We start from the raw sequence: 14,357 nt of genomic DNA, 5'->3' as shown, positions 1-14,357 counted from the left end.
CAAGTCGCGTTAAGCAACCATGAGCCAAACCGAATCGCTAGACCAAGCCCCTGTGTTCCAGTTAAAGGGCAGTATGCTCGCCATTACGGTGCTGGAACTGGCGCACTACGACCTTGAAGCCCTTGACCGTCAACTGGCGGCCAAAGTGGCCCAGGCGCCTAATTTTTTCAGTAACACCCCGCTCGTCCTGGCGCTGGACAAACTGCCTGCCGGCGAAGGGGCTATCGATTTGCCGGGGCTGATGCGCGTGTGTCGTCAGCATGGTCTGCGCACCCTGGCCCTTCGCGCCAATCGCATTGAAGACATCGCAGCGGCCATTGCCATCGATCTGCCGGTGCTTCCGCCTTCAGGCGCTCGCGAGCGACCGATTGACCCTGTCGAAGTCGTCGCGCCGAAAAAACCCGAAAAACCGCCTGAGCCGACCATCAAGCCGACCAAAATCATCACCAGCCCCGTACGTGGCGGTCAGACGGTTTATGCCGAGGGGTGTGACCTGGTGGTTATCGCCTCGGTAAGCCCCGGTGCGGAACTTATGGCCGATGGCAACATCCATGTGTACGGGCCAATGCGTGGCCGAGCGCTGGCTGGCCAAAAAGGCAACACCAAGGCGCGGATTTTCTGCCAGCAGTTGAGCGCCGAACTGGTGTCGATTGCAGGCAAGTACAAGGTATCTGAAGACCTGCGAAGAGATCCGCTGTGGGGAACAGGCGTTCAGATCAGTCTGTCAAGTGACATGTTGAACATCACCCGTCTTTAACGGATACTCTCGCCATTTTCCAAGCATCTCAATTTCGTAGAGAAAACAGATTTCACCTTGTAGGCAACCAACACCCAAACAGCGTTTACGCTCTCGGATGATGACCCGCCAAGGCTGTTTGCCTGCAGTCGTTTATAGAGATGTTATTCAGGGGCTAAAAAGTCCTTTTTCCTTAGGGGTGAAACACCTTGGCCAAGATTCTAGTGGTTACATCCGGCAAGGGTGGTGTGGGTAAGACCACCACCAGCGCCGCTATCGGTACCGGCCTCGCTCTGCGCGGCCACAAAACAGTGATCGTCGACTTCGACGTTGGCTTGCGTAACCTCGACCTGATCATGGGTTGCGAGCGCCGCGTGGTGTATGACTTCGTCAACGTGGTTAACGGCGAAGCCAACCTGCAGCAGGCACTGATCAAAGACAAGCGCCTGGAAAATCTCTACGTGCTGGCCGCCAGCCAGACCCGTGACAAGGATGCGCTGACCAAGGAAGGCGTCGAAAAAGTTCTGATGGAACTTAAGGAAACCTTCGAATACGTAGTCTGCGATTCACCGGCTGGCATCGAAACCGGTGCTCACCTGGCCATGTACTTCGCTGATGAAGCGATTGTAGTGACCAACCCGGAAGTGTCCTCGGTACGTGACTCCGACCGCATGCTGGGCCTGCTGGCCAGCAAATCGCGCCGCGCCGAACTGAACCAGGACCCTATCAAGGAACACCTGCTTCTGACCCGCTACAACCCGGATCGTGTTTCCAAGGGCGAAATGCTCGGCGTTGAAGACGTCAAGGAAATTCTGGCCGTTGCCCTGCTGGGCGTGATTCCTGAATCCCAGGCGGTATTGAAGGCATCCAACCAGGGCGTACCCGTGATCCTTGATGATCAGAGCGACGCCGGTCAGGCCTACAGCGATGCGGTTGATCGCCTGCTGGGCAAAACCGTGGAGCACCGATTCCTGGATGTACAGAAGAAGGGATTCTTCGAGCGCCTGTTTGGAGGCAACTAGACAATGAACATTTTTGACTTCTTTCGTACCCGCAAAACGCCATCCACCGCGTCGGTCGCGAAAGAGCGTCTACAGATCATCGTGGCGCACGAGCGTGGCCAACGCAGCACCCCGGACTACCTGCCAGCCCTGCAAAAAGAGCTGGTCGAGGTGATCCGCAAATACGTCAACATCGGGGATGATCAAGTACAGATCGCCCTGGAGAACGAGGGTAGCTGCTCGATTCTGGAACTCAACATCACACTGCCTGATCGTTAATCGATCCGGCTGACACCGCGGCGACTTGGGCGCCTTCCCTGCCGGGAAGGTTCCCTCGTCGCCGTTGGTGTTTGTTAAGAGGCTGTTTTAATGCCGTTGTCCAATATTCACATCATCCACGAGGACGCTGGCGTCCTGGTGGTCAACAAACCCACCCTGTTGCTGTCGGTGCCCGGCCGGGCCGATGACAACAAGGACTGCCTCATCACCCGCCTGCAAGAAAACGGCTACCCCGAAGCGCGCATCGTCCACCGTCTGGACTGGGAAACCTCCGGGATCATTCTGCTGGCCCGTGATGCTGACACTCACCGCGAACTGTCCCGTCAATTTCACGACCGTGAAACCGAAAAGGCCTATACCGCGCTGGCCTGGGGTCAACCCGAGCTCGACAGTGGCAGCATCGACTTGCCCCTGCGTTACGACCCGCCGACCAAGCCCCGGCACGTGGTCGACCACGAGTTTGGCAAAAACGCGCTGACCTTCTGGAAAGTGCTGGAGCGTTGCGGCGATTACTGCCGCGTAGAACTGACGCCGATTACCGGCCGGTCGCACCAGTTGCGCGTCCATATGCTGTCTATCGGCCACCCGTTGCTGGGCGATGGCCTGTATGCCCATCCGCAAGCCTTGGCCGCATGGCCTCGCTTGTGCCTGCACGCGAGCATGCTGAGTTTTACTCACCCGCAAACCGGCGAACGCCTGCGCTTTGAGTGCCCGGCACCGTTTTGACTGCAGGCATGACCACCTGACGTAGTCGCTGCCGAGGAACGATGGCTGCGAGCTTTTAACCATCCAGAGCTCGCAGCCTTCGTTCCTCGGCAGCGACTACGTGAATGATGTTCGATTGGGATCAAATCTTGCGATCAATGCGCTAAACTCGCGGCCTTGCTGTCTGGAGTAACTTATGCGCGAAGAGTTGAACCAAGGCCTGATCGACTTTCTGAAGGCCTCCCCTACCCCCTTTCATGCCACTGCCAGTCTTGTTCAGCGCCTGGAGGCTGCCGGTTACCAGCGCCTCGATGAACGCGAAACATGGTTCACCGAAGCCAACGGTCGTTATTACGTCACCCGTAATGACTCGTCGATCGTTGCGTTCAAGCTGGGTCGTCACTCGCCGCTCCAGGGCGGTATCCGCATGGTCGGCGCTCACACAGACAGCCCGTGCCTGCGCGTCAAGCCACAGCCTGAACTGCAACGCCAGGGCTTTTGGCAACTGGGCGTAGAAGTCTACGGCGGTGCCCTGCTCGCGCCATGGTTTGACCGCGACTTGTCTCTGGCCGGACGCGTGACCTTCCGCCGCGACGGCCAGGTCGAAAGCCAGCTGATCGATTTCAAGGCACCGATTGCGACCATTCCCAATCTGGCGATCCACCTCAATCGCACCGCCAACGAAGGCTGGGCGATCAACCCGCAAACCGAGCTGCCGCCGATTCTGGCCCAGGTAGCAGGCGACGAGCGCGTGGATTTCCGTGCCCTGCTGGCCGACCAACTGGCCCGCGAGCACGGCCTCAATGCCGACGTGGTGCTCGATTACGAGCTGAGTTTCTACGACACCCAAAGTGCTGCGGTCATTGGCCTTAACGGTGACTTCATCGCCGGCGCTCGCCTGGACAACCTGCTGTCGTGCTACGCCGGCCTGCAAGCCCTGCTCACCACCGAGACCGAAGAAACCTGCCTGTTAGTGGCCAACGACCACGAAGAAGTCGGCTCCTGTTCAGCCTGCGGCGCCGATGGCCCGATGCTGGAGCAGATCCTGCAACGCGTACTGCCTGAAGGCGACGAGTACGTACGTACGATCCAGAAATCGCTGTTGGTATCGGCAGACAACGCCCACGGTGTTCATCCCAACTACGCCGACAAGCACGACGCCAACCACGGCCCCAAGCTCAATGCCGGGCCGGTGATCAAGGTCAACAGCAATCAACGTTACGCCACCAACAGCGAAACGGCCGGGTTCTTCCGCCACTTGTGCATGGCCGTAGAAGTCCCGGTGCAAAGCTTTGTAGTGCGCAGCGACATGGGCTGCGGCTCAACCATTGGCCCGATCACCGCCAGCCATCTGGGTGTACGTACCGTGGATATCGGTCTGCCGACATTCGCCATGCACTCGATCCGCGAACTGGCCGGCAGCCATGACCTCGCGCATCTGGTCAAAGTGCTCAGCGCGTTTTACGCCAGCAACCAGTTGCCGTAACAAAGCAGGGGGCATGCTCGCGATGACAGCAACGCGGTTTATCCTTAAAACTGCGGTATCTGCATCACGAGCAAGCCTGCTCCTACAGTCGATCATCACCTGTAGTTAATGGCTGATTCATTTTTGATACACATCACCACACATCTGCGTAAACCGACCTAGACTGGGAACATTGCTTTCCAAAGGTCCATAACCATGTTCGAGACGTCTGCGTTCCACTCCATGATGATTCCCATTGTTTGCGGCATGCTGCTGCTCACCATTGGCTTCAACTTTCGCGAACGCAGTAGCGGCGTCGGCGTGCTGATGATCTGGTGCGGCATGCTGCTGATTTTTGGCACCATCGTTTTCAAGATCCTCGCCAAGCTGAACGAATAGACGTGGTGTCATTCGCCCATTGAACGGGCCCTAGCGTACACTCGGCCAATTCGCACCCTTCGAGGTTGATCGCCCAGTGTTTCTCCGTCTTTTTGCCTTGCCCCATGTCCTGCTGGTTTGCCTGCTGACGCTGTTGCCCATGACGTGCGCACAGGCCGTTGGCTTGCCGGGCATGCTCGGCAGTTCGGATAAAACCCAGGCACAACCCGCCGAGCCGCTGGGCCAATCGTTGGACGAGGTCATCAAAAACCTCGAAAGCGATCAGCAGCGCAGCAAGCTGCTGGCCGATCTGAAAAAACTGCGCGATGCCACCAAAAAAGCCCAGCCTGAAGCCGAGATCGGTGTTCTGGGACTGATCGGCAGCACCCTGGCAGACCTCGAAAAACAGTTCTCCGGCGCTGACAGCCCGACCTCTCGCTGGACCAAGGAAATCTCCCAAGCCAACGAAGAGCTGTCGGCACTGATGCTGCCCGCCAGCGAATGGCTGCCGATCATCTTTGGCTTTGCATTAATCATCATGATCTGGAGTTTGTCGGCGGCACTGCTGATTTGGGTCAGCCACCGTGTCCGGGTGCGCTTTGGACTGAGCGAAGAACTGCCGCAACACCCCAAGGCCGTGGACATGCTGCGCTTTGCCCTGCGCAAACTGGGGCCGTGGATGGTGGCGCTGGTGATCACGGTGTACATGAGTTACGCCCTGCCCTCGTCGCTGGGCAAAGACCTGGCGATGGTGCTGGCTTACGCACTGGTTATCGGCACTTGCTTCTCGGCCATTTGCGTCATCCTGTTCTCACTGCTCGATGGCCCCCACCGCCATCGTGCCCTGCATATTTTGCGGCATCAGGCGTTTCGCCCCCTGTGGTGGATCGGCAGCTTTGCAGCCTTTGGCGAAGCACTCAGTGACCCGCGACTGGTTGCCACCCTGGGTGTGCATCTGGCCCATACGGCCGCTACCTTTGCCAATGTAATGGCCGCCCTGTCCACCGGGCTGTTTATCATCCGGTTCCGTCGCCCCATTGCCCACCTGATTCGCAACCAGCCATTGTCGCGTCGCCTGACCCGACGGGCCTTGAGCGACAGCATCGATATCCTTGGGACCTACTGGTTCATACCGGCCCTGATTCTGGTGGGTATTTCTCTGGTCGCGACGTTTGTCTCGGCAGGCGATACCAGCACCGCGCTGCGCCAGTCACTGATTTGCACCGTGCTGGTGGTGCTGTGCATGGTGATCAACGGGCTGGTACGACGTCATTCCCAAAGACCGCAACGCGGACACAAACGTCATGCGCTGTATTCCGAGCGCTTGAAAAGCTTTCTCTACACCCTGGCGCATCTGATCGTGTGGCTGGTATTCATTGAGCTGGGGCTGCGGGTGTGGGGCATGTCACTGATCAGCTTCACCGAAGGCGAAGGTCATGAGATCAGCGTCAAACTGTTCAGCCTCGGCGGCACGCTGCTGTTTGCCTGGCTGATCTGGATTCTTTCCGACACCGCCGTGCACCACGCACTGACCCGCTCGCGCAAAGGCCTGGCCAATGCCCGCGCCCAAACCATGATGCCGTTGATTCGCAACGTGTTGTTTGTGGCGATTTTCATCATCGCGCTGATCGTGGCCCTGGCCAACATGGGCATGAACGTCACCCCGCTGCTGGCGGGTGCCGGTGTGATCGGTCTGGCCATCGGCTTTGGTGCGCAATCACTGGTTGCCGACCTGATCACCGGCCTGTTCATCATCATTGAAGACTCCCTGGCCATCGACGACTACGTCGATGTCGGCGGGCACCTGGGCACGGTTGAAGGGCTGACGATTCGTACGGTGCGCCTGCGGGATATCGACGGCATCGTGCATACCATCCCGTTCAGCGAAATCAAAAGCATCAAGAACTACTCCCGGGAATTCGGTTACGCCATCTTCCGGGTTGCGATCCCCTATAACATGGACATCGACGATGCGATCAAACTGATGCGTGAAGTCGGGCAAAAAATGCGGAACGACCCACTGCAGCGACGCAATATCTGGTCACCGCTGGAGATCCAGGGGGTCGAAAGCTTTGAGTCGGGCAGCGCCATCCTGCGCGCCCGTTTCAAGACCGCGCCTATCAAGCAATGGGAAGTGTCGCGGGCGTTCAACCTGTCCCTCAAGCGGCATCTGGATGAAGCCGGACTTGACCTGGCGACCCCGCGCCTGAGCGTACAAGTCGTGACCGCAGGCAGCGGAATGTTGCAGAAGGATTGATCCTGGATGCTCCCACAAAGTGAGTTGCCTCCAGAAACCAGAGAAAATTCAACGCTCCTGCACATCCACCCCGACATGAATCGCATCATGTCGCCAATATTCCAGGTCACAGTCGATCAGCCGTTCGTGCTGGTCATAATTGACCCGCGCAATCTGCAAGCCCGGGCTGCCGGTTGAAACCTTGAGCGTGGCTGCCGCTTGCATCGGCAATGATGTGGGTACGATTTCGAAACGCACCCGACCGTAATGCAAGTCGTAATGCCGGGCATACAGCTCGGTGATCGACCCGGTGAGATCAAGTTCAAGAATTCGAGGGAAATACTGAGGGTTCAAATAGTGCTCGACGTACAGCACCAGCCTCCCGTCAATGCGCCGGCCGCGGCAGATCTGGATCACACTGGACAGGGCCGGCAACTGCAAGCGGTCGCACACTGCCGCCGTGGCCGGTAGCAGGCGCGCCGAAATCACTTCAGTGGACGCCACGCGCCCCTGGGCCGTGACCATTGCGTGGAAGTGGCTGCGCTGCATCAAGTTATAGGCCAGGCGCGGCGGCGAAATAAACCAGCCGCGACGCTCCTCCCGATAGACCATCCCCTGGGCTTCGAGCTGAAGCAACGCCTCGCGCACCGTAACCCGAGTAGTGGCAAACAACTCGCTGAGTTTGCGTTCGGCCGGCAACTGACTGCCGCACGCCAACAGGCCGTGCTCAATTTGCTCTTGGAGCGTGCGACTGATCGCGGTCACCGCTTTAGGTACACCTTCTCGCATTAACGTTACCTGACTGGACTAGTCCAGCACCAAATGTGGGCAGGCACGGCCTGAAAAATCACCAAACCTTGATAGTCGAAGCCTAGTCAGAGCACATGACTGTTGCATGACAGCGCCTGCGACAAGGCCCATCAGAAAATGCCACAGGCCTTGCCAATCAAGCCCTGCGCGATGGTCTACGCTTACTCGAAACACTCACACGGACCTGCAACATCCCCTGCACAACCAGTGCCGACATTAAAGTGTCATCTGCCGGGCTTAAATTGGCTCAGGTATTGCTGACCTAGACCAACCCACCGCAAAAGAGCAATAAAACCCAGCGTTGAAAACGCCCAAGGAGCTTCGGATGAAACGGTTTTTCCTGGCATCACTGTTAGGTTCAAGCATCGCCCTGTGCACATCGGCCATGGCCGCCGATGTGGATTTAAAAGCCCTGGAAGCCGCAGCAAAGGCAGAGGGAACGGTCAACAGCGTCGGCATGCCCGATGACTGGGCCAACTGGAAAGGCACGTGGTCAGATCTGAACAAGCTCTATGGCCTCAAGCACATCGATACCGACATGAGTTCGGCCCAGGAAGTGGCCAAGTTCGCCGCTGAAAAAGACAACGCCAGTGCCGACATCGGTGACGTAGGCGCGGCCTTCGGCCCGATTGCGGTGGCCAAGGGCGTGACCCAGCCGTACAAGCCGACCACATGGGACCAGATCCCGGACTGGGCCAAGGACAAAGACGGTAACTGGGCGCTGGCCTACACCGGCACCATTGCGTTTATCGTCAACAAAAAGCTGCTGCACGGCTCTGAAGTTCCAACCAAGTGGGCTGACCTGAAATCCGGCAAATACAAGGTTTCCATCGGTGACGTCAGCACCGCAGCGCAAGCCACCAACGGCGTACTGGCTGCTGCACTGGCCAATGGCGGCAGTGAAAAGAACATCCAGCCTGCCCTGCTGATGTTTGCCGACATCGCCAAGCAAGGCCGCTTGTCATTGGCCAACCCGACCATCGCCACCATGGAAAAAGGTGAAGTGGAAGTGGGCGTGGTCTGGGATTTCAACGGCCTGAGCTACAAAGCCAAAATGGTCAACCCGGATGACTACGTGGTGCTGATTCCATCGGACGGTTCGGTGATCTCGGGCTACACCACCATCATCAACAAATACGCCAAGCACCCGAACGCGGCCAAGCTGACTCGCGAATTCATCTTCAGCGATGCCGGGCAAACCAACCTGGCGCGGGGCAATGCACGGCCGATTCGTGCCGAGCACTTGAAGCTGCCTGATGACGTTCAAGCCAAGCTGCTCTCCAACGATCAGTACAAAAACGTGACCCCGATCAAGGACGCTGACGCCTGGGAAAAAACCTCCAAGGCCCTGCCGCAACTGTGGCAGGAAGAAGTCATCATCAATATGCAGTAACCCGCTGAACCAAGACCTGTGGTCGCTGCCAAGGAACGCAGGCTGCGAGCCTTTGATTGCGAAAGGCTCGCAGCCTTCGTACCTCGGCAGCGACTACGCAGTTGGCATGCTACTTCTGTTTGCGGAGTCGCCGGACATGAAACACAACGTTATCCTGGTAGTCCTCGATGGCTTGAATTACGAGGTAGCCCGCCAGGCGATGGGCCATCTGCAAGCCTACGTCGGGGCGGGTCGTGCTGCACTCTACAAGCTCACTTGCGAATTGCCCGCGCTGTCACGCCCTCTTTACGAGTGCATCCTCACCGGCGTACCGCCGATTGAAAGCGGCATCGTACACAACCATGTGTCGCGCCTGTCCAACCAGCGCAGCGTGTTCCATTACGCTCGCGACGGTGGCCTGAGCACGGCCGCCGCGGCTTATCACTGGGTCAGCGAACTGTATAACCGCTCGCCATTTGTGATGGTCCGGGACCGCCATACCGTTGCCGCCGATTTGCCGATTCAGCACGGGCACTTCTACTGGAGCGATCACTACCCCGACTCCCATTTGTTCGCCGACGCCGAAAGCCTGCGTCTAGCGCACACACCGAATTTCTTACTGGTTCATCCCATGAACATTGATGATGCCGGGCACAAGCACGGCCTCGATACCCCGCAATACCGCAACAGTGCACGCTCGGCCGACATCATTCTGGCCGACTACCTGCAAGGCTGGCTGCAGGCCGGTTATCAGGTGTTGGTGACGGCCGATCACGGCATGAACAACGACCGCTCACACAACGGTTTGCTGCCCGAAGAGCGTGAGGTCCCCCTGTTTGTACTGGGCGATGCGTTCAGCCTCAACCCGGATGTCACCCCCAAACAAACCGAGTTGTGCGGCACGATCTGCGAATTGCTGGGTGTGACCCATGACAAACCGTTGTGTCGCGACCTGCTGAGGCCAGCGCCATGAGCCGTGGCAAATGGCTTGCGTTGCTGTGCCTGGTGCCCTTCGCCGTTTTTTTTATCGTGTTTCAAATTGCCCCGCTGGTGTGGGTGCTGATCCACAGCGTGCAATCTGAAGAAAGCGGCTGGGGCATGGCCAACTTCATCAAGATCTTCAACTCGAAATTCTACTTGCAAGCCATCCAGCACAGCCTGGAGATCAGTTTCTGGTCCAGTCTGTTCGGCATTGTGATCGCCATACTGGGCAGTTACTCCTTGCGCAAGGTGGATTCGCGGCTGCGCAATTTCGTCAACGCGTTCGCCAACATGACCAGCAACTTCTCCGGGGTTCCGCTGGCCTTCGCCTTCATCATTCTGCTGGGGTTTAACGGCAGCATTACGATCATGCTCAAACAGGCCGGGATCATTGAGGATTTCAACCTTTACTCCAAGACCGGCCTGATCATCCTGTACACCTACTTCCAGATTCCCCTCGGCGTACTGCTGCTTTACCCCGCCTTTGATGCCGTACGCGAAGACTGGCGCGAGTCGGCGTCCTTGCTGGGGGCCAGCAGTTGGCAGTTCTGGCGCCATATCGGCCTGCCCGTCCTCACCCCGGCATTGCTCGGCACTTTCGTGATCCTGCTGGCCAACGCACTGGGCGCCTACGCCACGGTGTATGCATTGACCACGGGCAACTTCAACGTACTGCCGATCCGTATTGCTGCAATGGTCTCGGGGGATATCAGCCTGGACCCGAACATGGCCAGCGCCCTGGCGGTGATTCTGGTGGGTTTGATGACCCTGGTGACCCTGGTGCATCAGTGGCTGTTAAAGAGGAGCTACCATGTCGCGCGCTGAATCGGGTTCCCCCGGCATTTACCACCGCAGCGTGGTCTGGCTGCTGTTTCTGATCTTGTTGCTGCCGCTGCTGGGCACACTGATTTATTCCATTTCCAGCAGTTGGTCAGCGACCATCATGCCCAGCGGTTTTACCTTCAAGTGGTATGACCAGCTCTGGAGCGACCCGCGCTTCCTGAAGGCCTTCGGCCAGTCGCTGCTGGTGTGCGTTGCTGCGCTGGTGCTGTCCGTCGTTCTGATCCTGCCGCTGCTGTTTGTGGTGCACTACCACTTCCCCAGGCTCGATGCGCTGATGAACATCCTGATCCTGCTGCCTTTCGCCGTACCGCCAGTGGTGTCATCGGTGGGCCTGTTGCAGCTCTACGGTTCAGGCCCGCTGCAAATGGTCGGCACCCCCTGGATTCTGATCGGCTGCTATTTCACCGTGGCGCTGCCCTTTATGTACCGGGCGATCACCAACAACCTGCAGGCAATCAATCTGCGCGACCTGATGGACGCAGCCCAACTGCTGGGTGCCAGCACCTGGCAGGCGGCGTTTTTGGTGGTGCTGCCCAATTTGCGCAAAGGCTTGATGGTTGCCCTGCTGCTGTCGTTCTCGTTCCTGTTTGGCGAGTTTGTGTTCGCCAATATTCTGGTGGGCACCCGCTACGAAACCTTGCAGGTGTTCTTGAACAACATGCGTAACAGCAGTGGCCACTTCACCAGCGCCCTGGTGATCTCCTATTTCCTCTTTGTATTGGTGCTGACCTGGGTTGCCACCTTCCTGAACAAGGACAAAAGCCAATGAGCTTCGTCAGCGTCGAACACCTGCAAAAATCCTATTCCGGCACGGCGATTTTCAGCGATATCAACTGCAGCATCGCCAAGGGCGAGTTCGTGACCCTGCTGGGGCCATCCGGTTGCGGCAAGTCCACGCTGCTGCGCTGTATCGCGGGATTAACGCCCGTGGACGGTGGCAAAATCCTGCTCGATGGCCAGGACATCGTGCCGCTGAGCCCGCAAAAGCGTGGCATCGGCATGGTGTTTCAAAGCTATGCGCTGTTCCCCAACATGACCGTCGAGCAAAACGTCGCGTTCGGCCTGCGCATGCAGAAGGTCAGCACTGATGACAGCAACAAGCGCGTGGCCGAAGCATTGCAACTGGTGGAACTGAATGATTTTGCCAAGCGCTACCCGCATCAGCTGTCGGGTGGTCAATGCCAGCGCGTGGCCCTGGCGCGCTCGCTGGTCACGCGTCCGCGCCTGTTGCTGCTGGATGAGCCGCTGTCGGCGCTGGATGCGCGAATTCGCAAGCACTTGCGCGAGCAAATCCGCACTATTCAGCGCGAGCTGGGCCTGACCACGATTTTCGTCACCCACGACCAGGAAGAAGCACTGGTCATGAGCGACCGGATATTCCTGATGAACAAGGGCCACATCGTTCAAAGCGGCAATGCCCAAACCCTCTATGCCGCGCCAGTGGATGCATTCGCCGCCGGGTTTATCGGCAACTACAACCTGCTGGACCCCGAAACTGCCAGCCGCCTGCTGCAACGCCCGATCAACAGCCGCATCGCCATACGCCCTGAAACCGTGGGTCTGAGCCTGCAGGGCGAACTCGACGGGGTGATCCTCAACCACAGCCTGCTGGGCAACGTCATCCGCTACCGGGTAGAGGCACGTGGTGTGCAACTGATCGTCGATGTACTCAACCGGGCACCCGGTGATCTGTATCCGGATGGTCAGCGTGTGGCGCTGTCCATCGATTCAAGCACCCTTTGTGAGGTAGCCTGATGTTCTTGAATTCACTGAAGAGCGAGTTGCGCTGATGGCTTTGGCAATTTTTGACCTGGACGAAACCCTGATTCATGGCGACTGCGCCACCCTGTGGAGCGAGCAGATGGGCCGCCTGGGCTGGGTTGATCCCGCGTCGTTCATGCAGCGCAACAACGAGCTGATGGACGCCTACAGCCAAGGCAAGCTGGCCATGGAAGAGTTCATGGCCTTCAGCCTGGAACCGTTGATAGGCCGCACCCCCGAAGAGGTTGAACACTTGGTCGGGCCGTGGGTTGAAGACTTCATCGAACCGATCATCTTCAGCGACGCCACAAGAACCATTGCGGCCCATCGCAAGGCAGGGGACCGGATCCTGGTGATTTCGGCCTCGGGCACCCATCTGGTAAAGCCGATTGCAGAGCGACTGGGGATCGATGAAGTGCTGGGGATCGAGCTGGAAGTTGCACACGGCTTTTACACCGGCAACACCGTGGGAACCTTGACGTACCGCGAAGGCAAGATCACGCGCCTGCTGGAATGGCTGGATGAGCAGGAAGAAAACCTTGAGGGCGCGAGCTTTTACTCCGACTCACGCAATGACTTGCCGCTGCTGCTCAAGGTTGATCACCCGCACGTGGTGAATCCTGATCCGGTATTGCGTGAACAGGCAGAAAAAGCCGGGTGGCCGATCCATCACTGGAAGTGACACCTCAATACCTGTGGGAGCGGGCTTGCTCGCGATACAGACGCCGCGCCTTGTCAGGCACGCCGGGTCGATACCATCGCGAGCAAGCCCGCTCCCACCAGGATCAGCTCAGGCTGCTGTCTATCACCAGCACCAGCTTGCCCGACACCTGATTGCTTGCCAGTTCGGCAAATGCCGCCTGAGCCTCTTCAATCGGAAAGGTTTTGGCCAGTTGCGGGCTCAAGCGACCTTCAGTGAACAATGGCCATACCTGCTGCCCCAGATCACTGAGCAGGTCAGCCTTGAATTGATCGCTGCGGCTACGCAGAGTCGAACCCAGCAGCTGGATACGCTTGCCCAGTACCAGTGCCAGATCCAGTTCGGCCTTGCGACCGCCCATCAAGCCGATCAACACCCAACGCCCGTCCAGCGCCAGCAACTTGAGGTTGGACTCGGCGTAATTGGCGCCCACCGGGTCCAGTACCACATCGAAAGGCCCCATGGCCTTGAGGCTGTCCAGCCCCTCGGTACGCACCACACCGCCCTGTGCACCCAACGCCTGACAGTAAGACAGACGATCAGCCGAACCCACAGTGACCCAGCACGGGCTGCCGAAGGCCTTGCACAGCTGAATGGCCGCTGAACCAACACCGCTTGCGCCGGCATGCAGCAGCACTTTTTCACCTGGCTGCAAAGCGGCCAGCTGGAACAGGTTCAGCCACGCAGTGCTGTACACCTCAGGCAAGGCTGCCGCTTCGATCAGCGACAGACCTTCAGGCACTGGCAGGGCGTGACGGGCATCGACCACCACCTCTTGCGCCATGCCGCCGCCCGCCAGCAGCGCGCAAACCCGGTCGCCCACCTGCCAGGACGAACCCGGCCCCACTTCAGTGACCACTCCGGAGCACTCCAGGCCCAACACCTGACTGGCGCCCGGCGGCGGCGGATACAACCCGGCGCTCTGCAACAGATCGGCCCGATTGAGCCCCGCAGCCGCCACACGAATTCGAATTTGTCCTACATCACATGCCGGGCTTGGCTCTTCAACCCATGTCACTTGACCTTCAACGCCTTGCAATGCTTTCACAGTGCCTCCATAGTGAGTCTGGACTGAGCCCGGAGCTGTTGC

General features: G+C 58.5%; 15 protein-coding genes. 13 read left to right on the top strand and 2 right to left on the bottom strand.

Going from position 1 to position 14,357, the window contains the following annotated elements:
- The first annotated feature begins 19 nt into the window (after nt 1-19).
- From minC to VSQ83_RS07235, 7 genes are all read left to right on the top strand, one after another.
- Nucleotides 20-757, top strand: a complete 738-nt coding sequence (gene minC, locus VSQ83_RS07265; RefSeq protein WP_326425885.1) for a septum site-determining protein MinC — start codon at nt 20-22, stop codon at nt 755-757.
- A gap of 188 nt (nt 758-945) precedes the next feature.
- A complete protein-coding gene (gene minD / locus VSQ83_RS07260; protein ID WP_019828576.1) occupies nt 946-1,758 on the top strand; it encodes a septum site-determining protein MinD in 813 nt (270 codons plus the stop codon).
- A 3-nt stretch (nt 1,759-1,761) separates the two neighbouring features.
- Nucleotides 1,762-2,016, top strand: coding sequence for a cell division topological specificity factor MinE (gene minE, locus VSQ83_RS07255; protein ID WP_019828577.1), 255 nt, complete (start codon nt 1,762-1,764; stop codon nt 2,014-2,016).
- Between the two features lie 90 nt (nt 2,017-2,106).
- On the top strand, nt 2,107-2,742 hold the full coding sequence (locus tag VSQ83_RS07250; RefSeq protein WP_016780153.1) for an RluA family pseudouridine synthase: 636 nt from the start codon (nt 2,107-2,109) through the stop codon (nt 2,740-2,742).
- A gap of 175 nt (nt 2,743-2,917) precedes the next feature.
- Nucleotides 2,918-4,207 (top strand): M18 family aminopeptidase, encoded by a 1,290-nt coding sequence (locus VSQ83_RS07245; protein ID WP_326425882.1) that lies wholly within the window; start codon nt 2,918-2,920, stop codon nt 4,205-4,207.
- Nucleotides 4,208-4,402: 195 nt separating this feature from the next.
- The gene (locus VSQ83_RS07240; protein ID WP_133078127.1) at nt 4,403-4,585 is read left to right on the top strand and encodes a hypothetical protein; all 183 of its coding nucleotides are present in this window, start codon (nt 4,403-4,405) and stop codon (nt 4,583-4,585) included.
- Between the two features lie 76 nt (nt 4,586-4,661).
- Nucleotides 4,662-6,821: a mechanosensitive ion channel domain-containing protein gene (locus tag VSQ83_RS07235; protein WP_219261571.1), complete on the top strand. Its 2,160-nt coding sequence runs from the start codon at nt 4,662-4,664 to the stop codon at nt 6,819-6,821.
- A gap of 48 nt (nt 6,822-6,869) precedes the next feature.
- Here the strand turns inward: VSQ83_RS07235 and VSQ83_RS07230 are convergent, their stop codons facing one another.
- Nucleotides 6,870-7,589, bottom strand: coding sequence for a UTRA domain-containing protein (locus tag VSQ83_RS07230; protein ID WP_133078125.1), 720 nt, complete (start codon nt 7,587-7,589; stop codon nt 6,870-6,872).
- Nucleotides 7,590-7,935: 346 nt separating this feature from the next.
- Between VSQ83_RS07230 and VSQ83_RS07225 the strand changes: the two genes are divergently transcribed.
- The 6 genes from VSQ83_RS07225 to VSQ83_RS07200 all read left to right on the top strand — a co-directional run bounded on the left by VSQ83_RS07225 (nt 7,936) and on the right by VSQ83_RS07200 (nt 13,249).
- Nucleotides 7,936-9,003 carry an ABC transporter substrate-binding protein gene (locus VSQ83_RS07225; RefSeq protein ID WP_133078124.1) on the top strand — a complete coding sequence of 356 codons (1,068 nt, stop codon included), beginning with the start codon at nt 7,936-7,938 and terminating at the stop codon, nt 9,001-9,003.
- Nucleotides 9,004-9,139: 136 nt separating this feature from the next.
- Nucleotides 9,140-9,955, top strand: coding sequence for an alkaline phosphatase family protein (locus VSQ83_RS07220; protein WP_219261572.1), 816 nt, complete (start codon nt 9,140-9,142; stop codon nt 9,953-9,955).
- Nucleotides 9,952-10,788 (top strand): ABC transporter permease, encoded by an 837-nt coding sequence (locus tag VSQ83_RS07215; RefSeq protein ID WP_019827637.1) that lies wholly within the window; start codon nt 9,952-9,954, stop codon nt 10,786-10,788. The genes VSQ83_RS07220 and VSQ83_RS07215 overlap by 4 nt, the downstream gene beginning before the upstream one ends.
- Nucleotides 10,775-11,575, top strand: coding sequence for an ABC transporter permease (locus VSQ83_RS07210; protein WP_219261573.1), 801 nt, complete (start codon nt 10,775-10,777; stop codon nt 11,573-11,575). The genes VSQ83_RS07215 and VSQ83_RS07210 overlap by 14 nt, the downstream gene beginning before the upstream one ends.
- Entirely contained in the window at nt 11,572-12,561 is a 990-nt protein-coding gene (locus VSQ83_RS07205; protein WP_133078121.1) for an ABC transporter ATP-binding protein, read from the top strand. Before VSQ83_RS07210 ends, VSQ83_RS07205 begins: the two co-directional genes overlap by 4 nt.
- A 34-nt stretch (nt 12,562-12,595) precedes the next feature.
- Nucleotides 12,596-13,249 (top strand): HAD family hydrolase, encoded by a 654-nt coding sequence (locus tag VSQ83_RS07200; protein WP_133078120.1) that lies wholly within the window; start codon nt 12,596-12,598, stop codon nt 13,247-13,249.
- Nucleotides 13,250-13,352: 103 nt separating this feature from the next.
- Here the strand turns inward: VSQ83_RS07200 and VSQ83_RS07195 are convergent, their stop codons facing one another.
- Nucleotides 13,353-14,315: a zinc-binding dehydrogenase gene (locus VSQ83_RS07195; RefSeq protein WP_219261574.1), complete on the bottom strand. Its 963-nt coding sequence runs from the start codon at nt 14,313-14,315 to the stop codon at nt 13,353-13,355.
- Between the last annotated feature and the right edge of the window lie 42 nt (nt 14,316-14,357).

The organism is Pseudomonas sp. DSV-1 (genome assembly GCF_035830915.1).
Taxonomy (GTDB): domain Bacteria; phylum Pseudomonadota; class Gammaproteobacteria; order Pseudomonadales; family Pseudomonadaceae; genus Aquipseudomonas.
This window is presented reverse-complemented; position numbering and strand designations above follow the sequence as displayed.